We start from the raw sequence: 24941 nt of genomic DNA, 5'->3' as shown, positions 1-24941 counted from the left end.
CCCTAGCGGTTGGTGGTACCGACCGCCCAGACGTTGTCCGGCGCCAGAGCATGCACCGCGCTCAGGTCGGTGTTGCCCGCGAGCGGCGGGAGGCTCATCTTCTGCCAGGCGGTGCCGCGGCGGCCGACACCGAGGTCAGCGCGCCCCGGCAGGTGTTATCCGGCCGGTCGTTCACCCATGTCTGACCGTTCCAGCGGAACAGGTCGGGGCAGACCACACCCGGCGGCGGGTACGGCCAGCCCTCCATCCGCACCTGCCCCACAGCCCAAGCTTGGGTGCCGCTCAGCGCGGCGACATCGTTGAGTTCTTTGAGTTGCTTCTCGGATTCGACGTATCCGTAGGGAAAGGACAGGAGGTCCCAGACCGGCGCGAGTGTCGCGCCCGCCGGCGCCGCGGTCGCCAGGCTCGCGGTCGCCAGGCCCGCGGTGAGCGCGACCGCGCCAAGAATTCTGCTGGATGTCAGGAATAATATTTTTCGCTTGGTCACGAACGCTTTCGTACCATCGCCGGTCAGCCCGCGCACATGGCCTAAGGGAATGCATAGGGGCCCTGGAGGAATCATAGGGGCCCCTAGGGGTGCTCACTGGCGCGTCCATTACGATAGGTATACGCGTAAGATTGGCGGCTGGTCCGTCGCCGACCATATGCGAGGAGAATTCGTCACGGAAGACGGCCATCGAGCTTCAGCGTCTCGAGATTGGCCAGACGATCATTCATTCTGACCCGTGGGCGCAGTATGCCGGCGCCTTGGCCGATGACGTTTTCTCGCTGAATTTCAGCTCATCTACCGGGTGCTCGAAATGGACGAGAACGAGCGCGGCGCGGACCAGATCGCTGACTCTGCTGGGGGCTGAGCGTTTCTGACGTATTGGCGGGGTCAGCAGTGGCGGTCCGCCAACGGTTCCCACGTTCCGACGCCAGCTACCGCAGGGCGATCGTAGGGCGCTCTGGCTGGCCACCATGATCGAAACCGGGACCCCGACGTGGCCGCCAGACCAGCTCCCCGGTGACCGTGTACCGGGAGAACTCCTGTCCGTCTGCCAGGATCCCCATGTCTGCCTACCGGGAGAAACTCCTGACCGTCCACAGCGTGGCTGGCCGACCCGACACCTCGCGTGTCTGGCCAACGTGGCAGCTCGCGTGGCTGGCCGACCTGGTGGCGAACAAACGCTGTACGACAACGCAACTCAATGTGACACGTACACCGGAGACTGGCTTCCGGACCACCTCATCGGCCAGTGACTACCGAGCAGTGAGGAAACCCCATGGACTTCACCGTCGAGACCGCCACCGACGCGGTCGTGGACAGTTTCCGGGGCACCGAAGATCAGCGACTGCGGGAGATTCTGGACAGCCTCACCCGCCACCTCCACGCCTTCGTAACGGACATCGAGCCCACTCTCGAGGAGTGGGAGGCCGCGATCGGTTTCCTGACGGCCGTCGGGCGGAAGTGCGACGACACCCGGCAGGAGTTCGTCCTGCTCTCCGACATTCTGGGCGTATCCATGATCGTCGAGACCATGAACGGCGCCGAAGAGGGCACCGAGAGCACCGTCCTCGGCCCCTTCCACATGACCGTCTCCCCGCGCCGCGAACTCGGCGACTCCATCGACCTAGTCGGCACTGGCCGTCCCTGTGTGGTCTCCGGCCAGGTGCTCAGCTCGGACGGCACTCCCCTGCCGGGCGCCGAGCTCGACGTGTGGCAGTGCAACGAGCAGGGCTTCTACGACGTACAGCAGCCCGACACGCAACCGCCGGGCAACGGACGCGGGCTGTTCCGCACGGACGACGAGGGCCGCTTCTGGTTCCGCTCCGTCGTCCCCTCCCATTACCCGATCCCCACCGACGGCCCCGTGGGGCGCCTCCTGGACGCCACCGGCAGACACCCCTACCGCCCCGCCCACGTTCACTTCATCGTGAGCGCCGCGGGCCACCGCCCGGTCACCACCCACGCGTTCGTCGCCGGCAGCCCGTACATCGACTCCGACGCGGTCTTCGCCGTCAAGCGGAGCCTGATCACCGACTTCACCGAGTCGTACGACGAGCAGGAGGCAGCCCGCTTCGGCGCGTCCATGCCCTTCACACACGCCAGGTTCGACGTCGTGCTGACACCGGAGGCGGCGGCATCGCAATGACCTTCACCTACGAGGCGCTGCCCATGCGGGCGGTTAACACTGAACTTCACGCGCGCGATCGGGCGAATCTCGGACGGACGAACGGGCGGGCGGACGAACGGGCGGACGGGCGGGCGGGCGGGCGGGCGGGCGGGCGGACGATCATCGAACATCGCGCGTGAACGCCGAACACCCCGGGGGCGGACGGGGGAACCTCGAACGCCGCGCGCGATCGGGCGAACCTCGAACATGGCGGGAGCGAACAGGCGAACGTCCCGCGTGCGATCGGGTTCAGGAATCGGTCGATTGATGAGCGGTGCTCACCAGCCCCGACTCGTAGGCGCTGATCACCAGTTGCGCGCGGTCCCGCGCCCCGAGCTTGGTCAGCAACCGGCCGATGTATGTCTTGACGGTGCCGGTGCTGCGGTGCAGGTATTCGGAGATGTCGGCGTTGGAGAGCCCACGGGCCACGAGCATCAGGATCTCACGCTCACGCTCCGTGAGGTCGTCCAGCGAGGAGCCCGGCGCCTGGTGCCCATAAGGAAGGCGAGCGAACTCGGCGATCAGGCGTCGGGTCACCGACGGTGCGAGAAGAGCCTCACCCGCGGCGACCGTGCGGATACCTGCCAGCAGGACATCGGGTGAGGTGTCTTTGAGGAGGAAGCCCGCTGCTCCGGCCCGCAGCGCGCCGTAGACGTACTCGTCGAGGTCGAAGGTGGTGAGGATGAGAACTCGTGTCCCGGCTGTCTCGGGAGATCTGGCAATGTTCCGGGTCGCCTCGATGCCATCCATTCCGGGCATCCTGATATCCATCAGCACCACGTCCGGGCAGAGCCGTCGGGCGCTCTCGACGGCTTCGGCACCGTTGCTCGCCTCGCCCACTGCGGTCAGCCCAGGGGCGGTGTCGATGAGCACCCGGAAGCTGCCTCGGAGCAGAGACTGATCATCGGCGACGAGTACTCGGATCGGTTCGGACACGTCCCTCTCTACCCGGATCGGTTCCGACACGGCCCCCTCTACCCGGAGCGGTTCGGTCACGCGGCTCCCTCTTTCCGGCTCGTGGCCGTGCTGTGCTCAAGTTCGGGCGAGAGACGAGCTGACACGGCGAACCCGCCGCCGGGCCGCGGGCCGGCGGCCAACGTCCCCCCGTACATCATCACGCGTTCGCGCATCCCCACGAGCCCGTGACCGCCCTTGAGCTCCGTCCCATCGGACACCACTGCGTTGCCGGCTCCGTCATCCACTACCTCGATATGCACATCTCCTCGCGAGTCGACGGTGATCGTCACCAGGCAGTGGGTTCCGTCGCCGGAGTGCTTGACCACGTTCGTCAGCGCCTCCTGAACGATCCGATAGATGGCCAGCGCGGGCCCCGTGGGGAGTTGGACGGCCAGCTGGGTGCGGAGTTTGGTACGGACTCCCGCCTGCTCGGCACGTTGGATGAGGGCCGGCAGGTCATCCAGTCCGGGAAGGGGAGCCATCTTCGCCGAGCCGGGATCTCCCGCGCGCTGATCGGCGGTTTCGCCGCGCAGCACCCCCAGAGCACGCCGCATCTCAGCGAGCGCCTCTCGGCCGGTCTGCTCGATCGTCCGAACGGCGTCGCGCGTCTCTTGGGGGCGTTCCTCTGCCACGTGGTTGGCGACCGCTGCCTTGACCACGATCACGCTGAGGCTGTGCGAGACGATGTCGTGCAACTCTCTGGCGATGCGTAAGCGCTCCTCGGTCAGCGCCTCCTCCGCCAGGCGCCGCTCCTGTCGGGCCGCTCGGGCTCGCCACTGGTGCACCACACGGCCGGCGGCCCAGGCTGCCCCGATGATCAGCCAGACGAACGCTGCGGTGCCGACGGCTTCCGACCACGGACCGGATGGCGTCATGACCGCCTCACCGGTGATGACCGCGGCTGCCGAGATCACCAAGGTCAGGGCGAGCGCCGCCGAAGCCCGGCGTACCGGCTCGACGAGCGCCACCACATAGGCGGCCAGGGCCGTTGATATGTAGGGATCGCGGGTGATGTCGAGGAATGTCGCCGCTGCCGAAGCGGCCAGAATCAGCGCCAGGGCTGGCAGGGGCCACAGGCGCCGCACAGCCAGCGGCGCTCCCACACAGACGGCCACCAGCCAGCCCAGCCACCACGGACCGGAGAACCGAGGCAAGCCGTCCGAGGCGTCTTGCCCGGCCAGGGCCACGTGTACGGCTACCACGCCGGCCGCCACGCAGGCGTCGAACGCCAGCAGGTGCGCACGTGTCCGCAGGTGCCCGCGTGTTCCCATGTGCGACCGTGTTCCTACGTGCTGGCGTATTCCCACGTGCTGGCTGGCCCACCGGCGCCACTGGGCTATGTGCATCGCACGACGATATCGATGCCCGCTCATCCGGCCTCCCCCGAAGTTCCCTGCTCATACGGTCTGCTCGAAGACGCCCGCCCCCGATGCCATTCATCCGGCCGACCCGAAGACGCCCGGCCCTCCGGTCTCCCCAAGACGCCCGCTCATCCGGCCTGCCCCAACAGGAACATGGCGACGCCCACCGCCCCTACCAGGAGGAGCCTTCCGGCGACCGTGGCCGTTCGCGGCACCGGCCCGCTGCGCAATGCGGCCACGCCCAGAGGGACGAGCGCGACGCACAGTCCCGCAACGGCGGCGACCGACCACGGAGTCGTTCCCTTCAGCACCCCCAGCGGCATCGCCGATGCCAAGCCGAGGGCCAAGGCACGTAGTGGTCCGAACACCCCCGAGCGGTACGCGCCGATGGCCAGCAGAATCCAGCCGCCCATGATGGCCGCGTTCAGCGTGCTGAAGATGTGGAACGCGCCGTAGGTCTCGCTCACGGTTCGAGTCGCCGATGCCGCCCCCTGAATGGTCACCAGCTGGAAGTCCAGATGGTCGACACCGGCATGAAACGTCCGGGCGAACAGGCCGAGGACCGTTAAGGTGCCGCCCCATGCAGCCAGCTCCCGGAAACCTTCGCCGATCCTGGCAGCGAGAAGCACGACTCCTGGCCAGAGCAGCACCCACCCGGCGGCGACAAAGCTATAGGACGCCGTCATGAGGGCCGGATCGTGCTCGTACGCGCTCAGCTGCGCGGGGAAGAAGAAGTCGTAGGGCAGACGAAGCAGGACCCCAGTGAGCAATAGCAGGGGTCCTACGACGAGGGAGGCGCCGCCCACCCAGCGTCCCGGCAGGGCAGGACTCGAAACGGCGATCGACGGAGTCGTGAAAGTCATGGGCCAACGATGCTGCAGCCGCATGCGCCACGTCGTCGGAGCACGGGCCACACTTTCAGATCAGACCGTGGTCGTACTGACCTGCCTCATGTCGGCTTCCAGTCCGGTCTTCATGCACGTGCCTCTTGGCGGCGCCCTTGCCCCAAGTACGCGGAGGCAGCCTCGGTCGCGGTACTTCAGCGTGTCATCCTCCTCCCCGGCCGGGGTCGTCACCAGGCTTGGCAAGCGGACGCCACCCGGAAGCTGTGCCTTGCGGGAAGGGATGGCAGCCGAGGGAATGGGGCCGTCCAGGGATGGTGAACCGTACATCGCCGGTGGACACGACTGGGCCACCGCCTCAAGCCTCGGCGACCCTCAGGTCAGCCATACGGACATCGACCCCCACCGAGCCGCTGGATCAGTGACCTGAAAGAGCAGCGCGTCTCGGTTCCGCTGCACGGAAGGCTAGCCTGGGGCGGGCGCGCGATCGGTGGGTACGACGTGCCCACGGCGAGTGAGGGAGACGATGTCGGCGACGCGACTGCTGGTCCTCGGCGTGGTACGGCTGCACGGTCAGGCACACGGCTACCTGGTCGGGTCCGAGCTGGATTCGTGGGAGGTCGCGCAATGGGCAGGGCTCAGGTCGGGCTCCATCTACCACGCTCTCCGTCAGCTGGCCAAGGACGGCCTGCTGGACGCCACGGAGGTACACGAGTGGCCGGGCCGCATCGACTACGCCATCAATGACAAGGGCGAGGCGGAGTTCCTGGGGTTGCTGAGAAGTGCTCTGAGCGTGCCGGACCGACGCCCGGAGCTGCTCGGCGCAGCCCTCGCGCTGCTGCCCGCGCTGCCCGAGAAGGAGGCGCTCGCGCTGCTCAAGGAGCGGTTGCAAGCGCTTGAGGTCGAGCAGACGCGAATCGTGGCCGCGATGTACGAGCAAGAGCGGCCAAGGCACCTGAGGGAGCTGTTCGGCCTGCGCGCGGCGCAGGCGGCGAACGACGCCGCGTGGACCCGCGGCCTGATCAGCAGGTTGGAACGGGGCGACGACCCGGCCTAGGGCGGCCGAAGTTGACGGTGGGGAGGCCGATGAGCCATAGTTCGATACCCAAATTTGGTTAACCAAATTTGGGTAGCAAACGATAGGAGTTCCATGCGCATCGCGGCAGCAGTATTACTGGCGCTGATCTCGATTCCCGTGACCACGACCATGATCCCGGCGACGGCAGCGAACGCCGCCACCCCTTGCAGAGCGGTCAGCGCCAAGGTGGCGATGACCGCCGGTGGGGCCGCCGACCAGCGCGTGGCCGGCACCCTGTGCCTGCCGCGCGGCCGTGCCACCAGCGTTCAGCTGCTCATCCCCGGCGGCTTCTATGGCCAGGCCTACTGGCAGATGCACGGGGACCGGCGGCGGCCCTCGTTCGTCGAGACGATGACCGCCGCCGGGTACGCCACGCTGGCCATCGACCGCCTCGGCACCGGCGCCGGCTCGTACCCGCCCAGTGCCCGATTCCAGCAGGACACCCACCAGATCGTCATCCGCCAGCTCATCCGGCAGCTGCGCGAGGGCCGTCTCGGCGGCCCTCGCTTCGCCAAGGTCGTCCTGGTCGGCCACTCGCTCGGCTCGACCCTTGCCCGTACCCTGGCCGCCGCGCATCCAGCGGAGGTGGACGGCGTCATCCTGACCGGCGAGTCGAGCGTGCCCAACGAGGCCGCGTTCGAGCAGATGGGCGCGGGAATCTACCGGGCCGCCGACGATCCCCGTTTCGCCGGCCGCGGGCTCGACGACGGCTACCTCACCACCCGGCCGGGCCTTCGCGCCACCTGGTTCTACCACCGGCCCAACGCCGACCCCGAAGTCATCGCCGCCGACGAGGCCGCCAAGACCACCGATGTCTTCCCGCCCGGCGACTCCTACACCCCGCCCTCGATCAACAAGAGCATCCAGGCGCCCGTACTGATCGTCAACGGCGAACACGACAAGCTGCTGGCCGGAGCCCGCTCCTCCTCCGCCGCGCTCCGCAGGCAGGAGGCCCCCTTCTACGGCCCGCGCGCGAGGCTGGAGGCCATCGTGGTTCCCGGCACCGGGCATGTACTGAACGCACACCGCACGGCCCCTCACTGGTTCGCGCAGGCACGCGAGTGGGTCGACCGCCGCGTGGGCGGGGCGGCCCGATGAGCGAGGTACGGGGCGGCCCGATGAGCCACGAACAGGGCGGCCCGATGAGCCATGAGCCGACCGACAGCCCGGCCAGGTGGGTGGCCAGGCACGTCAACAGCTACGTCGAGTCCGGTGGCACCCGAGGCCACCTCTTCCACGGCGCGCCCACTCTGCTGATCACCACCACCGGCCGCCGTTCAGGGCTACCGCGCCGCACCGCGCTCATCTACGGCCGCGACGGTGACCGCTACCTCGTGGTCGCCTCCAACGGCGGTGCGGCCGACCATCCGCTCTGGTTCCACAACCTGCTTGCCCAGCCGCAGGTACGGGTGCAGGTCGGCGCCGATGTGTTCGACGCGGTGGCCCGCCCGGCGACCGCGGACGAGCGGCCCCGCCTGTGGGAGACGATGACCGCGATGTGGCCGCACTACACGAGCTACCAGCGAAAGGCGCCGAGGGAGATCCCGGTCGTCGTCATCGAGCAGGCGGTCACGCCAGGCGGCCGCGGTCTTCAGACGGATGCCGCCCAAGCGAGCGGTACATCGTGAAGAGTGGTTCATCGTCTTCGTCATGGTCACCTGGTGACGTTGACCAAGGTGCCGGGCGGGAACGCGGCGCACGTCGCCCTGAAGTGGCAATACGATCAGACAAGAGTTGGCGAGCCATCTAGACGAACAGGCTGACGGGGATCCAGAGTTGGCGACCATGGACCCGGCCAACGATGCGATCTTCGACCAGCCCGACCTCTTCCCCGCGCCCGAATCCGACGTCGACGTCGACGTCGACGTCGACGTCGACGTCGGATTCGCCACCAGCTACCGCGTCACCGTCACCCGCACCGGAAAGCAGTGGACCGCCACCGCCACCGACCTTCCCGGCGGGCACATCGTCCAGGCCCAAGGCACAAGCTGGGTCGAAGTAAGGAGAAACATCGGCGGTCTCATCGTCGACCTGCTCAAGGACGAACCCGGCACGATTGCGCTCCATGTCGTCCCCGCCGACCCGGAGGCCGCCGCCGCCCTGGCGGCCGTCATCGAAGCCCGCCAGGCGCGCATGCTCGCCGAGCAGGCCGAGCGTGACGCGGTTCGCCACGCCGCCCGCCTCCTCATCGCCCAGGAATGGACCACCAGGGACGCAGGCAGCGCCATGCGCTTGTCCCACCAGCGCATCTCCCGGATCGTCTCGGCCGCTACCCCGTAGGTCGTACACGTCCCGGAAAGCGGCTCTTGAGTCAGTGAAGCTGGCCGGTCTCGTGCAGGTGATCGAAGATGATCTGGTCCACGGGGGCTACACGATCGCGGGCGGCGTACGTCAGCCAGATGACTTCTTCGATCTCGCTGCTGGGAGTGGGTGTTCCGTGGTGATCGGCGGTGTAGCAGGTCATCTGTACGGCAACGCCGTCGGCGTGGCCGTGTGCCTGCGCCTGGTAAGTGCCCACGTGGGTGGCTGTGGCGGGGTTGATGGCGACGGACAGTTCCTCATCGATCTCGCGAACGAGGGTGTCGAGATCGGTTTCGCCGGGTTCGCGCTTGCCGCCAGGGAGGTAGTAGACGTCCTTGCCGCGTGAGCGAGTGCTGAGGATTCTGCCGTCCCGCAGGTGGATCCAGGCGATCTTGTCGATGATGATGGCCATCGTGCGTCCCCCTCGCTGGTTGAGAACGGCCGCTTCGTCCGGTCGTTCGGATGAGTCTGGCATGACTGGAGGCGGCTCCGGCGCGTACCAGGGCGACGGCGCGAGGGGCGCCCATCGCGCACGTACCGATAAACCACGACAACAAGATCGGAGAGTGCATGGACACCCAGGCGAGCAAGCACACGATCGAAGTGCGGTCCGATGTCGTGATCAAGCGGTACCGACGGCTGGACTATGGCCAGCCTGAGCGGGAATGGCGAGCGTTGGAGCTGCTCAACGAGTATTCACCTGGACTCGCGCCGGCGCCGGTGAAGGCCGACCTGGAGGCCGACCCGCCAACCGTGGTGATGTCCCGACTCGGCGGCGCCGCCGTGGAGGGGCCGATCAAGGGACAACTGGCGGACGCGCTGGCCGACGCCGTCACGGGAGTCCAGCAGGCGATCCCTCAGCGTGTGCTGGAGCGGGTTCCCGATCGAGCCGGGCATCCAGTCGAACTGCTCGATCAAGTTCGATCATGGTGGGTGGCGGCGGCGCCTTCTGATGCGGAACCTGCGGTCAGGGACGCGTTTCGCGACGCTGGGAACTGGGTGCAGCAGCCCATGTTGGAGGGGCTGCTGGCCCAGCCGGGCAGTCCGGTGTTCGGCACCGGTGACGGGAACCTGGCCAACTATCTGTGGGACGGAACCAACGTCGGTGTCGTGGACTTCTGTAGAGGGCCGATTCCGCTCGGCCGGAGCCCACGCCGCGATGGACGGCGCATTTACCATCGTGAATTTCCCTGACCAGACTGCTCCAAGCATGGTCTATGCGGCAGCGGCTTCGACTGGCACCTGCTAGAAGCCGAACTGCACGGTCGCGGGCACGACACAGTCGCCGTAGACCTTCACATGTCCGATCCGCAGGCGGAGCTCTGGGACTACGCGGAAGCCGTGATCCCGACTGGTCGGCACGCAGCGGTCGGCCCTCGTCCGATATCGACGACGACTACGAGCTCTACCTGCGTGACGTCCCGTACGAGCTGGCCGAGCCGCGCATGTGCCGATGTCCCCACGATGGATTCTCTCAGGCCAGCCGGACGATCAGCTCGCGGACACCTTCGCTCACTCACGAACATCCTACATTCATCATCTGTTAAACATCCAACGTTGGACGTAGGATGTCCCCTCCATGACTGTCTCCTGTCAGGAAGGGCAAGGACATGCACGATGGTCACCCCCCAGAGGTCCGTACCGGGCGCTCCTGGCGCCGCCGGGCGGGCGCCGTAGTGGTGCTCGCCGGTTTACTCGTCAGCGGGTTAGGCGCGCCGGCGACCGCGGCGCCGGCGGACAGCTCCCAGGCCGGTGCAACGGGCGACACCGCGCCGTTCGTGGACGAGCAGGTGCTCTACAAGCAGGGCGACTTCGGATACGGCTGCTTCCGGATCCCCGCCGTGGTGCGGGCCACGAACGGCATGGTCCTGGCGTTCGCCGAGGGGCGGGTGAAGGACTGCGGCGACGACGAGGACATCGACCTCGTGCTGCGCCGTTCCGCCGACGGCGGGCGGACCTGGGGACCACTGCAGGTGATCTCGGAGGGCAACGGTACGACTCACGGCAACCCGGTGCCGATCGTTGACGAGCGCACCGGGCGGATCGTGCTGGTGAGCACCCACAACGGTGGGGAGCCGTGCCCGAACGGCTGTGACCGCGACCCCTGGGTGCAGTTCAGTGACGACCACGGGGCGACCTGGTCGGCCGCCAGGGAGATGACCGAGGGCAAGCGTCCGGAGTGGAACTTCTGGTACGCCACCGGCCCGATGCACGGCATCCAGCTCAAGCTCGGCCCGCACGCCGGCCGGCTGGTCGTCGGGGCGAGTTTCGAAAGCTGGGACCGGGTCGGCAAGCACGTCTACGGCACGCACCTGCTCTACAGCGACGACAGCGGGGTGACCTGGAACATCGGCGCCGAGACGTCCCGCGATGACGGAACGGTCATCGCCCAGGAGGTCACCGTCATCGAGCTCACCGACGGGCGGATCTACGCCTCGGCCCGCGAGCGCGGCACCGACGAGGGCAGCCGGGCGTACGCGACCAGCAGCGACAGCGGCGAGACGTGGGACGCGCCGTTCCGCACCATGCCGGCGCTGGCGACGACCGACATCCAGGCGTCGCTGCTGCGGTTCAGCAAAGAGCGCATCCTCTTCTCCGCGCCGATGCACCCGGGCGCCCGGGAAGCGATGGGGATCCGGTCGTCCTACGACGAGGGGCGCAGCTTCGAGACCTGGAACGAGGGCAAGGTCTTCTCCTGGGGGCCGTCGGCGTACTCGGACATGGTGCGCCTGGACGGCGACGAGGCGGCCTTGATGTACGAGGCCGGCACCATCACGCCGTACGAGCAGATCCGGTTCGCGCGGTTCAACGAGGCCTACCTGGAGACGCCGAACGGCACCCCGCCTGGCATCCCCGGCCCCCCGGCGCCCGGCCCGACGACGCCGGACAAGTCGCCATACCGCAACGAAGCGTATGTCCGCGGGGGTGCGCAGACCACCGACGGGCGGTTCGGCAACGGGCTGGCCCTGGACCGGGTGGACGACCGGGTGGAGGTGCCGTACGACGACTCCCTCGACCTCGGCGCGAAGGACTTCACGCTGACCTCCTGGATCCGGTACTCGGAGCAGACCGGCGCGCACACGATCCTCTGGTTCCACCGGGTGAACAGGGGCACCAACCCGCCGGCGCTGTGGCTGCGGGCCGAACCGGCCAGCAACCGCATCCGAGCGGTCCTCTCCGTCGACCGGTTCAACGTGACCGTACAGTCGCCGAGCGCGTACAACGACGGGCAGTGGCACTTCGTGGCGCTCCAGCGGGTAAGTGGCGAGCTCCGGCTCCTGGTGGACGGCGTACAGGTTTCGTCGGCGACGGCGCCGGCCGGTTCACTGACCCTCGGCAAGGAGTTCGGGCTCGAGGGAATCCACATCGGACAGCGGCTGGACGGTGTGGACCGCTTCCGCGGGACGCTGGACGAGGTACGCGTCTACCGGCGCGCCCTCACGGCCCACGAGCTGGACGTGATCCGACGGTGGAACCTCCCGATCGGCGGCCGGCTCGGGCTGCGGCTGCCGTTCGATCACGTCGGCTAAAGGGACACGAACCGCTTGGCGATGGCGCTCGCGAGGTCACGCGGGCGTCATCGCCGTGCCTTGACGATGTCCTTCGCTGCCGGCCATGGACACCCGGCAGCGAAGGACATGCTGCGTCTCGAACGCGCGGGAACCGGCAACGTCCGTCCGGTTGCCCATCTGTGTCGTCGGCGTAAATTTTCCTGCTCCGCCTGGCCTTCCAATATCAAGAGGTGGGATGTTTGGACATAAGGACTTCGACGAGCCTAGGGGCAGCATGCGTATGCGCGACGGCACGTCGCTTCAGGAGCGCATCGTCGCCCTGATCCACGAGCGCGGACTGGCCCCCGGGTCACCGATGCCGACCGAAGTGCAACTGATGGACCTGCTGGGGGCGAGCCGCAACACCGTCCGCGAGGCCGTACGGGCCCTGCGGGCGCTGGGCATCGTCGAGATCCGGCACGGTCATGGGACGTTCGTCGGGCACGCGCCGCTCGACGTGCTGACCCCGTCGCTTGCCTTCCGGGTACGTTCGGGGCCGGGCGGCGGGGTCCGCGCGCTGCAGGATCTGGTCGAGGTCCGCGAACTGCTCGAGACCGGGCTGGTCGGCCAGGTGGCCCAGAGCACCAGCGCCGCCCGGCTCGCCGCGTTGGACGCCCTGGTCAACGGCATGGACCGGGACCCGGAAGCCGATCGGGCGTTCCACGCGCTGCTGTACGAGTTGTGCGGCAACGAGTTGGTGCTGCAGCTGATCGGCCTGTTCTGGGACGTCTACCACCAGGTCGAGCCGACACTCGGCCCACCGGAGGAGCGGAGCGCGGAGATCGTCGTCAACCACCGCCGGATCGTTGCGGCGCTCCGCGCTCAGGACGCCGAGGCCGCCCGGGAGGCGATGCGGCTGCACTTCCGCGACGTCAAGGCGCGCATCGCGCGGGCGGAGGCCCGGCCCGTATCCGCGGCCGACCCGACCCGGCCGCCCGGCCATACCCGGTCACGCCAGGCCGACGGCTGATGTCCATGCCTAAGCCGAGGGCCTGACGGCCGCCGTCGGCGATGGGGCGTAGGCACTCGCCGTCGGCACTCGGGAGGACAGCCGCGAGGCCCGGTTCGACGTCTTCGCCAGGGCGCATCTTTTGAGTTCGTGAATGGGCGTCCGACAACGCGCGGTGGTTCGGCGTCGACACGGTCCCGCGTCGACGCCGAACCTACTCGTCGGTACCGATCATGCCGCGGGACCATCCGTTCAGAGGAGTCCGGCCGACGTGCCCGGCGATGGCCGCGTCACCCACACTCGCCAGAGGCATTGCTACTCCGCGTAGGGCTGGTCCTTTCCCTGGGCGCTGTAGGCGAGACTCCAGATGTAGCCGTCCGGGTCCGCGAAGGAGCCGCCGTACCCGCCCCACGGCAGGGCGCCGGCGGGCTTGAGGATCGTGGCGCCGGCCTTCTCGGCCTCCGCCATGACCTCGTCGACTCGCGCCTCACTACGGACGACGTACGTGAGGACCAGCCCGCTGAAGCCGCTGCCCTCCGGGCTCGTACCCACCTGGGAGGCCAGGCCATCGCGACCGTAGAAGCCGACGGGCGAGGCTCCGTCCGATTCGAAGAACACCGAGATGCCGTAGTCGTCCTTGACCTTCCAGCCGAGCCCCTCGGTGTAGAACCGCTTGGCCTGGTCCATATCCCGGACGCCGAGGAGGATCGAGCTGACGTGCGCTTTCATGCCTTGTCTCCTTTTGTGCTTCAGATGTACGTGCTGCCCGAACATCCGAGCCAGGCCCGGATGTCACACCGGCGTGGGTTCGCCGGTCAATTGGTATGACAGGCCCGGACGGAGGAACGTGACGGATGACTGACCAGGACTGGGTGAGCGAGCGGTTCGCCGAGCACCAGGACCGCTTGCGAGCGGTGGCCTACCGGATGCTCGGCTCAGCCGGCGAGGCCGAGGACGCGGTGCAGGAGGCGTGGCTGCGGGTCAGCCGCGCCGACACCGGCCAGGTGGAGAATCCGGCGGGGTGGCTGACCACGGTCGTCGCCCGGGTCTGCCTGAACATGCTCGACGCACGCCGGAGCCGGCGTGAAGACTCGGCCGGGGCGCTGCCGCCCGAACCGGACGCCGGTATCCACCCTCCAGGCCACGCCAGCCCCGAGGAGGAGGCGCTGCTGGCCGATTCGGTCGGGGTCGCGCTGATGGTGGTGCTGGACACGCTGACTCCCGCCGAGCGGCTCGCGTTCGTCTTGCACGACGTCTTCGCCGTGTCGTTCGCCGAGATCGGCACCATCATCGACCGCTCCCCGGTGGCGGCCCGGCAACTCGCCAGCCGGGCCCGGCGCCGGGTGCAAGGAGCGGCCGGGGCATCCGACGCCGCACGCTCGGCGAAGCGGGACATCGTCGAGGCCTTCCTCGCCGCCTCCCGAGGCGGGGACTTCGCCGCCCTGCTCGAGCTGCTCGATCCGGACGCCGTGGTCGGCGAGGTCCGCGGCGACCAGGCGGTGGCGGCCTTCTTCGCCGGACGAGCCCAGGCCGCCCGGCTCGCTCTGGTCGACGGGGTACCGGCGGCCGTCTGGTCGCACCTCGGCCGGCCGAAGGCCGTCCTCACGTTCACCATCGACGACGAGAAGATCACCCGCATCGACATCGACACCGACGCCGACCGGCTCCGCGACCTCGACATCGTCATCCTTACCGCCGGCGACAAGGAGCGACGTTGAGCCGTACGGATCTCAAGCTCTCCGCTTGCACCCTCACCGTCCACGACCTCAACGAGGCGCTCGGCTTCTACCGCGACGTGCTCGGCTTCGAGGTACGCGACGACGACGGGTCTGAGGGGATGCGCTGGGTGAGCGTCGGCCCGCCGTCGCAGCCGGGCGCGCGGATCGTCCTCGAATCCCCCGGCACGGACCCAGGAGTCTCGCCGGCCGACCGGCAGGCGATCGCAGACCTGCTGGCCAAGGGCCTGCTGGGCCGTCTCGTCTTCCTAACTGACAACTGCGACGCCATCTTCGAGCACGTCGAGGCCGCGGGCGCTGAGGTGATGCAAGAACCGATCAATCAGCCCGAGGGCGTCCGCGATTGTGCCTTCCTCGACCCCTCCGGCAACATGCTGCGATTCACCCAGCCATGACAGGTGGTCCAGGCACACACCGCGAGGGACCGCCAGGCACCCTGAAGACCTCGGGCGCGGAAAGGGGGGGTGGCCTTCGTGGTGCTGCCGTTCTTCGCATGCGGTCGTGAGTTCATCCTCAAGCTTGTGGACAAGTTCACCGTATGGGCGCGGGTCATCGTCCCGAGGACCGATGCCAAGTGATGCCAGGGATGTGAGACGAGTCGGCCTGTAGGCCGGGTTCTAACGTGGCATGCTTTCGAGCTTAACGGGTTACAGGCATACAGCTTCCTGAAGTGCGATGACGCTGCCATGCTCTGCCATCGCGTGATGTAGTCCTACACCGCCATGTGCCCTGAAAATGCCCGTGATCGCCGGCAGCCGGGCGATCCTGAGTGAAGCACGAACCACATCACGCGCGAGGATTGCCAAGGCCCGAAGCCCGGCATTCGCATGGAGAGTCCGCATCACGTGTCCCGACCTGACACACCGCCGCTCAGGGCTCCGGCGAACGGTAAATCGTCCCTTCCTCAGCGAGGTGGACTGCCGCGAGCGCGACAAGATTCGGATCATTTCCCAGCGCGGCGGAATCGGGCTCTATTGGCGACGGCGCCGCACGCACGATGAATTCCGACAGCGCGAAGCCGGCGGTCGGCGTGCAGAGCGTCAGAAGCGGCGCCTCGTCCCCGATCCGGACGGCAAGCACCACATGCCTTCCATCGAGCGCCGAAAAGCCCTGCACCACGTACCGGAACCGGTGCCCGGACTGCATCCAGGCCCGCACACAGTCCGTGAACGGCAGATCGACGACATGAGTGACATGGCACGACTCCTCCAGTGGCCCCCTCCAGACCACCCGCCACGCGTCGTCGGCGGCGCAGGCTAAGGACACGTTCGCCAGGACTCCATGATCACCGCCGAGCCCCGCCAGGAACCTTAGCCGCGCCGGATCGTCGAGTTCGTACAACTCGACGACGTCCACCCCGTCCGATCGCTGGCGCCGTACCTGGACGGCCACGATGACCCGGTCCCGGGTGGCCCCGGCCGTCAGCCGGTACCGGTCGGCCAGATCACTCAGCCGCCGGGCGATGACGTAGATGTGCCGGTCGGGTCGTCCCCCTGAGAGGAGGCGTTCCGGTTCCACCGCTTCCGTCAGGGGCAGGAGCACCGCTTCGGGACGTGCACCCGGCCTGATCCGTTCACGGTCGAAGAAACCAAAGGTCCCCAGTTCGGAGTCGGTGTCAAAGGTGATCGGGAGGGAGAATTCCGTCCGCAGCAGCTCGACCATGCGCCGTTTGAGTTCCCGCACCTCGGGGGTACGCGGGGCGGGGTGCCCGAGCGCCTCGAAGTGGAGGCTCACCCGCTCGATCGCCAAGCGGCGCAGGCGCGACCAGAACAGCTTCAGTTCGGGAAGCCGCGCAAGTGGATCGGCCGCCATGGTGCCGTCGATCTCCGCCCAGGCGTCCTTCGCGAAGGCCGCCCCAAACCCCGCCCACAGGTCGTCCGCGGTGCGTCGCAGCAGGCCGAACCGCCAGTCGGGGCGGTGCCGCTCGGGCACGTCGGCGAGGTGGAATCGCGTGATCCCCCGCTCCACGAGTTGCTCCAGAGCGGGAGTCTGCATGCAGACGGCCAGCGCGCTGGTGACGGCGACCGCCCTCCAGTAGGGCCAGGATGAACCGTCCACGTCGGGCATCAATGATCCGGCCGCGAGGGCTCTGCCCAGGTGCTCCCAGTAGCCGGGATAACCGGAGAGCAGCACCTGCGGCTCGACCCCAGTCGTCCGGGTGAGGTCGAAAACGCTGGAGTGGGTCGCGTAGGCCTCGTGGGTGAGGCGGCAGGCTCCGACGAGTTTCCCGAGGAGCGCAGTGAACCGCGAGTCCGGGGAAGACCGGGAAGCCACCAGGACGGCCTGAAGCACCCCGCCCCAGGCAGTCGAACTGTTGAGGGCCATGTGGCCCGCCTCGTGCAGGGTGATCATTCTGCTGACGATCTCGTCGTCCAACCCGCCGGGGGTGACCTGCCAGTGGTCCTGGCCGAACCGACCGCGCCCGTGCTGGGCCTTCTCCTCCGGGAAGAACCACAGGATGTGGTCGTCCGGGTCAGGCACTTCGTCCATGCCGTACCTCCTCCCCGCCACACCCGTCGCGTGGCACCATGAGCGAATACGCCATTCCGGCTGGTTTGAGCATGACGTCTGTCACCTGCATCGACCCGGCGACAATCCCCGCACCGCGCAGTTCGTGTCAAGCCACGAGTCGCACCACCAGCAGCTCCAGCACTCGACGAGCTTTGGAGCCGTCACCCGGGTCTTCCACTCCCTGGGAGCCACCACCGGCCGGGTGGGCTACAGTGACCTGGCCTGGGTGCTGACCCAGGCCAGCACCCAGGCCAGGAAGTCTTCGCCTCTTAGGTGCTCTTGATGGCCCTCGGCTGGAGCCGCGAGGAGGTCATCGACCTCTTCCCTTCCTACGCCCGCTACTTCGACGCCATGACCGCTCTCGCCGAGTCGATCACCAGCCCCTACCTTCGTTTCCACGCGGGCCACGCGCTTGCCCGCGCCTGCATGCAGACGACGATCATCGACCGGGTCCTCGAAGCCGGTTTCGACGGCTTCACCATCGCCCGGCTCCGGGAGCGCGAACTGCCCGACTCCCGTTTCATGCGGTTGCGGCGTTGTCCTTTGCGCAGGCCAGAGGTTACCCATCCCGACCCCAGGACGAGACAGCCGGTGGAGGCCGACTCCCTCATCGCCGAGATGTTCGATGTGGAGCTGGAGAAGTGGTGGAACACGGCGAACAAGGCGATGTACGAGGCCGCCGCTCTCGGCCCCGGCTCGACGCTGCCGGTCAACGGCCACCTGGACCGGACGCCTCATCTCGTGACCACGGCCCGGCGCCTCGCCCGAACCCTCGGCGTCGAGGCGACCAGGCGGAGCCGGCCCGCCCAGGCGCGCGGCATCGTCCTGGAGAACATCGAGTTCGAGGTGTTCTCCGTCGCCGACCCTTCCCGCGCGGATTCTCCGCGCTGACGTTCCGGCCGAGCACCGCTAGCTACCGGCGTCCCTCTGGCCACCGCCGTTCCGCTGACGCTGGAGGACCGGGCGAACGTCCTGGGAGGCGTCCCCTCCGCGCTGATCTTGGACGTACCGCTGGTGGAACACCTCGACCACTGGCCGGCGACCCCGGGAAGCCTCTTCCACCACGTGTTCCTGCACATCGAGTCGTTTGGACGGGTCGCGCCATTCCTGATCGGCAGGCTGGACAACGAGGAGCGGGCAACGTCGCCCCTCATGATCCGCCCGCTCTCCCACACGGGCGTCCGCATCCACAAGGCCACCACCCTCGACGAACTCTACGGGCCGGACGGCAAGATCCGTGAGGACGGCACTTTCCTCAACGAGCACCAGGACGTTCTCGATCTCATCCTCGCGCACACGGCTGGGGAGGGTATCCGGTTCGGCCTGCGGTCATGACGGTGCGGGCCTGGTGAGAAGCAGCCTGATGCCTGGCGTCGGCTCCGCCGTCGTGCCCTCGTCCGCCGCGTCGCCCATGGCCTGGAGGAAGTCGCCGTAGTCCAGCGGATGAACGGTCTCGGTGAGATGGGCGGGCAGTGCCCCGCCGGTGACTGGGATCTCCACCCGGACGGGCCAGGCACCGGGAACGACCACCGCCGCCGCCAGGTCGGTGGCGGCCGGCAGCACCTGGGCGACCCAGGCGATGGAGTTGTCCGCCCATCCGGCCTCGACCAGCCAGGCAGCGACGAGCACCTGGAAGAGCCCACCGCGGTTGTGCTCGGTGTCCAGGTCCAAGCTCCACTCGTCGGGGTGCAGTTCGAACCACTCGTCGGTCGGGCGCTCGCCCCGATCCCAGGTCAGGCCGCACACCTTAGCCGTCGCGGCGATGAAGTCGTCGGGGTCGGCGCACCCCGCCGCCATCGCAAGCCGCTTCAGCTCAGGCGCCCGGACTGTTCCGATCGGGGCCTCCGACCGGCTCAGGATCGCCTCGATGCCGTCGTTCTCTTTGTTCATCGTTCCTTCTCCGGGTCGGCCGGTTCCCCCGGCTCGAAGCTGTCAGCGGGCTCGTCACCCAAAGCCGCTCGGTTGCGGGTGATCGTGGTCAGATCGTCGGCGAACCGTTCGGGATGGCGCTTCACCCAGGGGCCCAGGAGGTTGACGGCCTCCTCTAGGACCCGTCGGGCCCCGTCCCGGTCGCCGGCCAGGCGTCTGACGACACCCAGCGAGTTGAGGGCGCCCGCGAGCGCCGCCACATAGGCGTCCGGGCGGCGCGCCGACAGTTCCCGTCGGAGGGCGACGGCCTTCTCGGCCTCGATGAGAGCCTCGTCGAGGTCACCGTTCTGCGCGGCCGCCGCCCCCAAGTTGTCGAGGGTGTCGGCGAGCAGCGAGGTGTAGGTCCGGCGGTCGTCCTCGGCCAGGGCGGTCGCGAGGAGGACCGCCTCCCGTGCGTAGGCGTGGGCCTTCTCGACCACGCCCGCGACCCGGGTACGCACCGCCTGGTTGTGGAGCGCCGTCGTCAGGCCCGCCTTCCCGGGGTTTCCCTCCGACCGGTACGCCTCCACCGCCCGTTCCCCCGCCTCGATCGCCTCGCCCGACTGGCCGAGCGCGTCCCGCACAAGCGCAAGGGTCGCGTACGCCTCTGCAGCGGCGACGCCGCCGAGCAAGGCGGACACGGCCACCTCGGCTGCCGAGCGGGCCTCCTCCAGCCGCGCCGACTGGGCGACCGCCCGGGCGGCGAACCGCAGGCCCAGGCGGACGGCCTCCTCGCCCGACGACCGGCGCCAGGCCAGACCCTCACATGCCAGAGCGTAGGTCCCGAGCGTGACACTGCGCTGGGGCAGGCTCGCCGTCACCTCCGCGAGCGGCGCGTCGTCCAGGCCGTCCAGCGCCTCGGTCATGGCGGCCACGAAGGGGTCGGGCAACGGCGTCGCAGCCGCGACCACGACGCACAGCGGAAGCAGACGGGCGGGCGCCGCGCGCAACGCCGCCACCAGCTCCGGCGCGAGGCGCGGATGGTGGTCGAGCACCCCTGCGAGCACGCCAAGCGCCCGGACGGCCTGCCGGTCGGAGACCTCGCCCAGCATGTCGAGCAGGGTGGGGGTCCGGCGCAGCGCGTCGACGACAATTCCCCTGGTCAGACTGGCCGATGGAGTCCCGTTGAGCGCCTTATCGCCGGGATAGACTCCGCGCGCCCAGTCGGCGTAACGCTGGACCGACTCCGGGTTCGGCTCCCCCCCGCGGAAGGTGGGCAGGAGGCTGAGGGTGTGGACCGCCTCGGCGTCATCGTCCGCACCGAACAAGCAGCCGACGGCCAGCACCTGCGCGCACCGTGCCCTGTGCGGATCGAGCAGCTCGTACAGGTCGGCCAGGTGGTTCCAATAGACACGTTCGCGCGCCAGCAAGTCCGCCGAGCCTGACGTTCCGAGCAGATCGGACAAGGCCGCCTCGTGCGCCTCGAGCGGCGTGCCGAAGCCAGTCTTCCTTTCCGCGAGTTCCGGCACCGGCATCCGCAGCTCCCTCGCATAGGCCCGCAGCGCCCAGGTGTACTCGGTGGCGCCGTCGCCCGCCGTCAGTTCCATCTGGGCGACCGACGGTGCGAGCAGCCCACCCCACTCGACGTCCTGGATCTCCTCGAACCAGTCGCCCGGCGTGCGGGCGAGCGCAAGCACCGCCACCCTCGGTAGGTTGGGCGAACGTCCCAGGACCGCAGTCAATACGGCGTCAATCTGTGTGGTCCTGGTTTCCGCCTCGTCGACGACCAGCAGTGCGGGGCCGCGCGCCTTCCTGACCCGGCGCAGGGTCTCGGCGGGCAGGCCTGGCGGCACGAAGCCGACCGTCCAGTTCTCGGCTTCGAGACGACGGCACACCTCGACGGCGAGCCGCGTCTTGCCCACCCCGGCGGGCCCGGTCAGCAGTATGGCCGGGGAATCGGAGACGTCCCGGCAGCGGTCCGTCAGCGTGTCGGCGTCGCCGCCCCGGTCACGGAAGGGGACGACTTTCTCGCGCGGATCGAGCAGGGCACTCGGGCGGTTGGTGCGCGGCGGCCGCCGGTCCTTCCCGACGACGTCGCGCAGCCCCAGTTCGGGAAGCAGTCGCTCGATCATGCGGGCGAGCCGTTCGAGGTCGGTCTCAAGCGTGCGGTGGTGGAGCCTGGTGTGGTTCTGGACGGTCAACTCGCCGATGCTCTCCGGGATGGCAGACCTGGCCGGCATCTGCGCGTTCACCAGGACGGGGATGATCGGAATGCCCTCGGCGAGAGCAATCTCGATCTCCCGACGGACCCAGTCCTCCGGTTCCTCCAGCCGGGGTCGGCCGCCCTCGCCGCGAACCGAGGCCCACCCCGACCCGATGACCGCCACTAAAGCCGACGAGGTGTGGAGCCGGTCGAGGATCTGCGGCTGGAAGTCGCCGGCCTCCACAGAACGGCTCGCCCGGAAAACGTTGTCCTTGCCGAACCGCGCGCACAGTTCGACGTCGATCAGACCCGCGGCCCAGGGCTCATCCTGGTTGCGATAGTTGATGAATACCCCGGTCATCGTGTCATCTCCTGGGAGGACGGCGGGAGCGGATCTCCCGCGCCGCGAGAAAGAGCAGGTACGCTCCGATCAGCAAGAGGACAGCAGCGGACGCCCACCTTTCTCCGCCCGGCAGGTCGCGCCGAAGAGTCAACGCCACCGCCCCCCCGATAAGACAGAGACCGAAGAGCACGGCCCACAACGCCGTAAAGACATTATCTCCCCCGATTCTCCTCATGACATCTTGTCGCCTTTCCGGTCGGAGTAAATCATTGTTTTGGAACCTCCGATAGAGAACACAGGACCAGAATGCGGCCGTGATACAGTGCCCGCTAAGACCGTCGACTAGAATCCCTGAGAACCGAAATCCCGGCTGAAATTATCACCCAGGTACCCCATTGCGAACCTTGGACGACCTTGATGGAAAGATCGGAAGACTTCGGAATTGAATTGCGGCGGCGACGTGAGGCCGCGGGCATCTCTCTCGGGCAGTTCGCGGAAATAGCCCACTACAGCAAAGGGCATCTCAGTAAAATTGAGAACGGCCTCAAGAAGCCGAGCCGGGAGATGGCCGTGCGGTTCGACGCGCTTCTCGGCGCCGGGAATGCCCTCGCCCGCCTCGTCCTTCCGCAGGATGCCCCGGACACCGCCGCGCCTCCACATCCGGCCCGCCAGGACCGCTCCTGGGTGATCGAGCTGAACGCCGACGGCCAGGCCAGAGTCATCGCGATGAACACCCCGGGCTTCGGACTGCCGCCGACCCCCACCGCGGTGATTCGGCTGCACGGCTCCCACCCAACAGCGCTGGAACCCACGAAGGCCGCGCACGCGGACATGCTCACGGCGATTCGGCGGGTAGGGCAGACCGTCGGCCCGAGAGGGCTCCTGCTTAGCATCGTGCCCCAGATCCACGCGCTGAAGGCGCTGGCGCAGGCCACCCGGCGAGGCGAACGCGACGGTTTCCTCCTTCTCGCCGCCCACTATGCCGAGTACGCCGGCTGGCTCGCCCAGGAGAGCGGGGAACGCGAGATGGCCGAGGAGTTCACCCTCGACGCCGCCGCACTGGCCGAGGAAAGTGGTGACAAGGACATCCCCGCCTACGCCCTCATCCGCCTTGCTCTGATCCGCCTGTACGAAGACGACGGCCAGGGCGTGATCGACCTGGCCGAGCACGCGCTCACCCACCGGTCGGCCTCGCCGCGGGTGCGGGGACTGGCGCTGCAGCGCCTCGCTCAGGGACACGCGCTCACCGGAGACCTTTCCAACTGTCTGAAGAACCTCGAGGCCGCCGCCGGCTTGCTCGGCGACATCGAGCGGGCCGACGGAGAATCCGTCCGTCCCACTCTCGGATCGATGCACGTGATCAACCCGGTGGAAGCGGCCTTGGGCTGGTGCTTCTACGACCTCGGCCGCCCCCGCCAAGCCGCCGAGCACCTGACCCGCACCGTGGCCGTGCTTCCCCCCAACGCGCAGCGCAGCCGCGCTCGCTACGGCGCCCGCTACGCCCTGTCCCTGTACGCCATGGGCGAGGTGACCCAAGCCTGCGAGACCGCGTCCGAAGTGCTCGACCTGGCCACCGCGGTGGACTCCGCGACGATCAGGACCGATCTGAGGCGGCTCCGCCAGGGGCTCAGCCGGTGGCGCGGCCATTCGCCCGTCCGGGAACTGCTGCCCCGGCTCGACCGGCTCAGCCGCGGCGCCGAACGGGTGTGACGGCCCAGGGGCCCGTCTCCGGCCATCCCCGGCCGTCCCCGGATCAGAGCCCGGCCTCACTGGCGAGTTCCTTCGCCCGGCCGGGCGACTCCCAGGTGAACTCAGGTTCGTGGCGGCCGAAGTGGCCGTAGGCCGCGGTCTTCTGGTAGATCGGCCGGAGCAGGTCGAGTTCCCTGATGATCGACGCAGGCCGCAGGTCGAAGACCGCGACCACCGCCTCCTGGATCCGCTCGACGGGCACCCGCTCGGTGCCGAACGTCTCGACGAACACCCCCACTGGCCGGGCCCGGCCGATCGCGTAGGCGACTTGAATCTCTGCCCGCTCGGCCAGCTCCGCCGAGACGATGTTCTTCGCCACCCACCGCATAGCGTAGGCGCCCGACCGGTCGACCTTGGATGGATCCTTCCCCGAGAACGCGCCGCCGCCGTGCCGGGCCATGCCGCCGTAGGAGTCCACGATGATCTTTCGGCCGGTCAGTCCGGCGTCGCCCATCGGTCCCCCGACCTCGAAGCGGCCCGTCGGGTTAACCAAAAGCCGGTGGCCGCCGTCGTTCAGGCCGAACTCAGTGAGGACGGGATCGACGACGAACTCCTTGATGTCGGGTTCCAGCAGGCTCTGGAGGTCGATGTTCCCGGCGTGCTGGCTGGAGACCACCACGGTGTCGACCCGCACCGCACGCTGCCCCTCGTACTCAAGGGTCACCTGGGTCTTCCCGTCGGGGCGGAGGTAGGCCAGCTCACCGCTCTTGCGGACCTCGGCCAGCCGCTGGGCCAATCGGTGCGCCAGCACGATGGACAGTGGCATCATCTCGGGGGTCTCGTTCGTGGCGTAGCCGAACATCAGGCCCTGGTCGCCCGCGCCCTGGAGGTCGTCGTTCTCAGCCGGGACGCCGTCGGCCAAGCCGTCGACGCCCAGAGCGATGTCGGGGGACTGGGCACCGATCGACACCGAGACACCGCAGGTGCGGCCGTCGAAGCCCTTCTCGGAGGAGTCGTAGCCGATCTCGACGATCTTCTGCCGAACGACCGACTGAATGTCGACGTTCGCGGTGGTCCTGACCTCCCCCGCGAGGTGAACCTGCCCCGTTGCCAGCAGAGTCTCGACAGCCACCCTGCTCTGGGCGTCCTTGGTCAGCATCGCGTCGAGGACGGCGTCGCTGATCTGGTCGGCCATCTTGTCCGGATGTCCTTCGGTCACGGATTCGGAGGTGAACAGACGTCTCAATTTCGGCTCCCATCGAGATGGAACATTTCAGTCCATTGTCGAGAAAACCAGCTCCGATCTCCCTGGTTGCCCGCGTCCCCCATCCTTAGGAAACGGGAAACGGGAAACGGGAAAGGGCGTAAAACGAGCAGGGAGCGGGCCCTTCCCGGCCCGCTGCCCCACCCGTCCCC

Annotated in this window: 24 protein-coding genes; 14 read left to right on the top strand and 10 right to left on the bottom strand. The window is 68.3% G+C overall.

The window, feature by feature from the left end; all coding sequences use genetic code 11:
* Window positions 1-94: 94 nt before the first annotated feature.
* Entirely contained in the window at window positions 95-523 is a 429-nt protein-coding gene (locus LDL49_RS02240; protein WP_225289166.1) for a hypothetical protein, read from the bottom strand.
* A 742-nt stretch (window positions 524-1265) separates the two neighbouring features.
* On the opposite strand from LDL49_RS02240, the gene LDL49_RS02235 reads away from it, so the two are divergent.
* Entirely contained in the window at window positions 1266-2135 is an 870-nt protein-coding gene (locus LDL49_RS02235) for a dioxygenase family protein (protein WP_225289165.1), read from the top strand.
* Complete coding sequence (locus LDL49_RS02230; protein ID WP_225289164.1) at window positions 2132-2296, top strand: hypothetical protein; 165 nt, start codon at window positions 2132-2134, stop codon at window positions 2294-2296. The genes LDL49_RS02235 and LDL49_RS02230 overlap by 4 nt, the downstream gene beginning before the upstream one ends.
* Before the next feature lie 109 nt (window positions 2297-2405).
* Here the strand turns inward: LDL49_RS02230 and LDL49_RS02225 are convergent, their stop codons facing one another.
* The 3 genes from LDL49_RS02225 to LDL49_RS02215 form a co-directional block, all read right to left on the bottom strand.
* Complete coding sequence (locus LDL49_RS02225; RefSeq protein WP_225289163.1) at window positions 2406-3092, bottom strand: response regulator; 687 nt, start codon at window positions 3090-3092, stop codon at window positions 2406-2408.
* A 56-nt stretch (window positions 3093-3148) separates the two neighbouring features.
* On the bottom strand, window positions 3149-4384 hold the full coding sequence (locus LDL49_RS02220) for a sensor histidine kinase (protein WP_225289162.1): 1236 nt from the start codon (window positions 4382-4384) through the stop codon (window positions 3149-3151).
* Window positions 4385-4602: 218 nt separating this feature from the next.
* The gene (locus LDL49_RS02215) at window positions 4603-5361 is read right to left on the bottom strand and encodes a hypothetical protein (RefSeq protein WP_225289161.1); all 759 of its coding nucleotides are present in this window, start codon (window positions 5359-5361) and stop codon (window positions 4603-4605) included.
* 481 nt (window positions 5362-5842) lie between these two features.
* Between LDL49_RS02215 and LDL49_RS02210 the strand changes: the two genes are divergently transcribed.
* From LDL49_RS02210 to LDL49_RS02195, 4 genes are all read left to right on the top strand, one after another.
* Window positions 5843-6373 (top strand): PadR family transcriptional regulator, encoded by a 531-nt coding sequence (locus tag LDL49_RS02210; RefSeq protein WP_225289160.1) that lies wholly within the window; start codon window positions 5843-5845, stop codon window positions 6371-6373.
* 93 nt (window positions 6374-6466) lie between these two features.
* Window positions 6467-7492 (top strand): alpha/beta hydrolase, encoded by a 1026-nt coding sequence (locus LDL49_RS02205; RefSeq protein ID WP_225289159.1) that lies wholly within the window; start codon window positions 6467-6469, stop codon window positions 7490-7492.
* Complete coding sequence (locus tag LDL49_RS02200) at window positions 7489-8022, top strand: nitroreductase family deazaflavin-dependent oxidoreductase (RefSeq protein ID WP_308016052.1); 534 nt, start codon at window positions 7489-7491, stop codon at window positions 8020-8022. Before LDL49_RS02205 ends, LDL49_RS02200 begins: the two co-directional genes overlap by 4 nt.
* 148 nt (window positions 8023-8170) lie before the next feature.
* Entirely contained in the window at window positions 8171-8674 is a 504-nt protein-coding gene (locus tag LDL49_RS02195; protein WP_225289158.1) for a hypothetical protein, read from the top strand.
* Window positions 8675-8705: 31 nt separating this feature from the next.
* Here the strand turns inward: LDL49_RS02195 and LDL49_RS02190 are convergent, their stop codons facing one another.
* Window positions 8706-9107 (bottom strand): NUDIX hydrolase, encoded by a 402-nt coding sequence (locus LDL49_RS02190; protein ID WP_225289157.1) that lies wholly within the window; start codon window positions 9105-9107, stop codon window positions 8706-8708.
* Between the two features lie 158 nt (window positions 9108-9265).
* Here LDL49_RS02190 and LDL49_RS02185 point away from each other — a divergent pair, with 158 nt between their 5' ends.
* From LDL49_RS02185 to LDL49_RS02175, 3 genes are all read left to right on the top strand, one after another.
* Window positions 9266-9889 (top strand): phosphotransferase family protein, encoded by a 624-nt coding sequence (locus LDL49_RS02185; RefSeq protein WP_225289156.1) that lies wholly within the window; start codon window positions 9266-9268, stop codon window positions 9887-9889.
* A 416-nt stretch (window positions 9890-10305) separates the two neighbouring features.
* Window positions 10306-12225: a sialidase family protein gene (locus LDL49_RS02180; RefSeq protein ID WP_225289155.1), complete on the top strand. Its 1920-nt coding sequence runs from the start codon at window positions 10306-10308 to the stop codon at window positions 12223-12225.
* 256 nt (window positions 12226-12481) lie between these two features.
* Window positions 12482-13216, top strand: coding sequence for a FadR/GntR family transcriptional regulator (locus LDL49_RS02175; protein WP_225289154.1), 735 nt, complete (start codon window positions 12482-12484; stop codon window positions 13214-13216).
* 294 nt (window positions 13217-13510) lie between these two features.
* Here LDL49_RS02175 and LDL49_RS02170 read toward each other — a convergent pair whose 3' ends face one another.
* Entirely contained in the window at window positions 13511-13924 is a 414-nt protein-coding gene (locus LDL49_RS02170) for a VOC family protein (RefSeq protein ID WP_225289153.1), read from the bottom strand.
* A 125-nt stretch (window positions 13925-14049) separates the two neighbouring features.
* On the opposite strand from LDL49_RS02170, the gene LDL49_RS02165 reads away from it, so the two are divergent.
* Together LDL49_RS02165 and LDL49_RS02160 are read left to right on the top strand one after the other, a co-directional pair.
* Window positions 14050-14913, top strand: a complete 864-nt coding sequence (locus LDL49_RS02165) for a sigma-70 family RNA polymerase sigma factor (protein WP_225289152.1) — start codon at window positions 14050-14052, stop codon at window positions 14911-14913.
* Window positions 14910-15326, top strand: a complete 417-nt coding sequence (locus tag LDL49_RS02160) for a VOC family protein (RefSeq protein ID WP_225289151.1) — start codon at window positions 14910-14912, stop codon at window positions 15324-15326. Before LDL49_RS02165 ends, LDL49_RS02160 begins: the two co-directional genes overlap by 4 nt.
* A 475-nt stretch (window positions 15327-15801) precedes the next feature.
* Here the strand turns inward: LDL49_RS02160 and LDL49_RS02155 are convergent, their stop codons facing one another.
* Window positions 15802-17421 carry a hypothetical protein gene (locus LDL49_RS02155; RefSeq protein ID WP_225289150.1) on the bottom strand — a complete coding sequence of 540 codons (1620 nt, stop codon included), beginning with the start codon at window positions 17419-17421 and terminating at the stop codon, window positions 15802-15804.
* 303 nt (window positions 17422-17724) lie between these two features.
* Between LDL49_RS02155 and LDL49_RS02150 the strand changes: the two genes are divergently transcribed.
* Together LDL49_RS02150 and LDL49_RS02145 are read left to right on the top strand one after the other, a co-directional pair.
* Window positions 17725-18333 carry a hypothetical protein gene (locus tag LDL49_RS02150; protein ID WP_225289149.1) on the top strand — a complete coding sequence of 203 codons (609 nt, stop codon included), beginning with the start codon at window positions 17725-17727 and terminating at the stop codon, window positions 18331-18333.
* Window positions 18334-18441: 108 nt separating this feature from the next.
* Window positions 18442-18777, top strand: a complete 336-nt coding sequence (locus tag LDL49_RS02145; protein WP_225289148.1) for a hypothetical protein — start codon at window positions 18442-18444, stop codon at window positions 18775-18777.
* Here LDL49_RS02145 and LDL49_RS02140 read toward each other — a convergent pair.
* Window positions 18772-19332 carry a hypothetical protein gene (locus LDL49_RS02140; RefSeq protein WP_225289147.1) on the bottom strand — a complete coding sequence of 187 codons (561 nt, stop codon included), beginning with the start codon at window positions 19330-19332 and terminating at the stop codon, window positions 18772-18774. The genes LDL49_RS02145 and LDL49_RS02140 overlap by 6 nt on opposite strands.
* Window positions 19329-21854, bottom strand: coding sequence for a toll/interleukin-1 receptor domain-containing protein (locus LDL49_RS02135; protein WP_225289146.1), 2526 nt, complete (start codon window positions 21852-21854; stop codon window positions 19329-19331). The genes LDL49_RS02140 and LDL49_RS02135 overlap by 4 nt, the downstream gene beginning before the upstream one ends.
* Window positions 21855-22253: 399 nt before the next feature.
* Here LDL49_RS02135 and LDL49_RS02130 point away from each other — a divergent pair, with 399 nt between their 5' ends.
* Entirely contained in the window at window positions 22254-23546 is a 1293-nt protein-coding gene (locus LDL49_RS02130; protein ID WP_225289145.1) for a helix-turn-helix domain-containing protein, read from the top strand.
* A 43-nt stretch (window positions 23547-23589) separates the two neighbouring features.
* Here the strand turns inward: LDL49_RS02130 and metK are convergent, their stop codons facing one another.
* On the bottom strand, window positions 23590-24771 hold the full coding sequence (gene metK / locus LDL49_RS02125) for a methionine adenosyltransferase (protein ID WP_225289144.1): 1182 nt from the start codon (window positions 24769-24771) through the stop codon (window positions 23590-23592).
* Window positions 24772-24941: the final 170 nt, after the last annotated feature.

It is taken from the genome of Nonomuraea aurantiaca (assembly GCF_020215705.1).
Taxonomy (GTDB): domain Bacteria; phylum Actinomycetota; class Actinomycetes; order Streptosporangiales; family Streptosporangiaceae; genus Nonomuraea; species Nonomuraea aurantiaca.
This window is presented reverse-complemented; position numbering and strand designations above follow the sequence as displayed.

Excerpts from the sequence above, each read along its gene's own strand:
- LDL49_RS02135 (WP_225289146.1), bottom strand. The coding sequence starts at position 21,854 with ATGACCGGGGTATTCATCAACTATCGCAACCAGGATGAGCCCTGGGCC.
- LDL49_RS02175 (WP_225289154.1), top strand. The coding sequence starts at position 12,482 with ATGCGTATGCGCGACGGCACGTCGCTTCAGGAGCGCATCGTCGCCCTG.
- LDL49_RS02200 (WP_308016052.1), top strand. The coding sequence starts at position 7,489 with ATGAGCGAGGTACGGGGCGGCCCGATGAGCCACGAACAGGGCGGCCCG.
- LDL49_RS02155 (WP_225289150.1), bottom strand. The coding sequence starts at position 17,421 with ATGGACGAAGTGCCTGACCCGGACGACCACATCCTGTGGTTCTTCCCG.
- LDL49_RS02130 (WP_225289145.1), top strand. The coding sequence starts at position 22,254 with ATGGAAAGATCGGAAGACTTCGGAATTGAATTGCGGCGGCGACGTGAG.
- LDL49_RS02190 (WP_225289157.1), bottom strand. The coding sequence starts at position 9,107 with ATGGCCATCATCATCGACAAGATCGCCTGGATCCACCTGCGGGACGGC.
- LDL49_RS02165 (WP_225289152.1), top strand. The coding sequence starts at position 14,050 with ATGACTGACCAGGACTGGGTGAGCGAGCGGTTCGCCGAGCACCAGGAC.
- LDL49_RS02180 (WP_225289155.1), top strand. The coding sequence starts at position 10,306 with ATGCACGATGGTCACCCCCCAGAGGTCCGTACCGGGCGCTCCTGGCGC.
- LDL49_RS02205 (WP_225289159.1), top strand. The coding sequence starts at position 6,467 with ATGCGCATCGCGGCAGCAGTATTACTGGCGCTGATCTCGATTCCCGTG.
- LDL49_RS02235 (WP_225289165.1), top strand. The coding sequence starts at position 1,266 with ATGGACTTCACCGTCGAGACCGCCACCGACGCGGTCGTGGACAGTTTC.
- LDL49_RS02210 (WP_225289160.1), top strand. The coding sequence starts at position 5,843 with ATGTCGGCGACGCGACTGCTGGTCCTCGGCGTGGTACGGCTGCACGGT.
- LDL49_RS02150 (WP_225289149.1), top strand. The coding sequence starts at position 17,725 with ATGGCCCTCGGCTGGAGCCGCGAGGAGGTCATCGACCTCTTCCCTTCC.
- LDL49_RS02230 (WP_225289164.1), top strand. The coding sequence starts at position 2,132 with ATGACCTTCACCTACGAGGCGCTGCCCATGCGGGCGGTTAACACTGAA.
- LDL49_RS02215 (WP_225289161.1), bottom strand. The coding sequence starts at position 5,361 with ATGCGGCTGCAGCATCGTTGGCCCATGACTTTCACGACTCCGTCGATC.
- LDL49_RS02185 (WP_225289156.1), top strand. The coding sequence starts at position 9,266 with ATGGACACCCAGGCGAGCAAGCACACGATCGAAGTGCGGTCCGATGTC.
- LDL49_RS02220 (WP_225289162.1), bottom strand. The coding sequence starts at position 4,384 with ATGGGAACACGCGGGCACCTGCGGACACGTGCGCACCTGCTGGCGTTC.
- LDL49_RS02140 (WP_225289147.1), bottom strand. The coding sequence starts at position 19,332 with ATGAACAAAGAGAACGACGGCATCGAGGCGATCCTGAGCCGGTCGGAG.
- LDL49_RS02170 (WP_225289153.1), bottom strand. The coding sequence starts at position 13,924 with ATGAAAGCGCACGTCAGCTCGATCCTCCTCGGCGTCCGGGATATGGAC.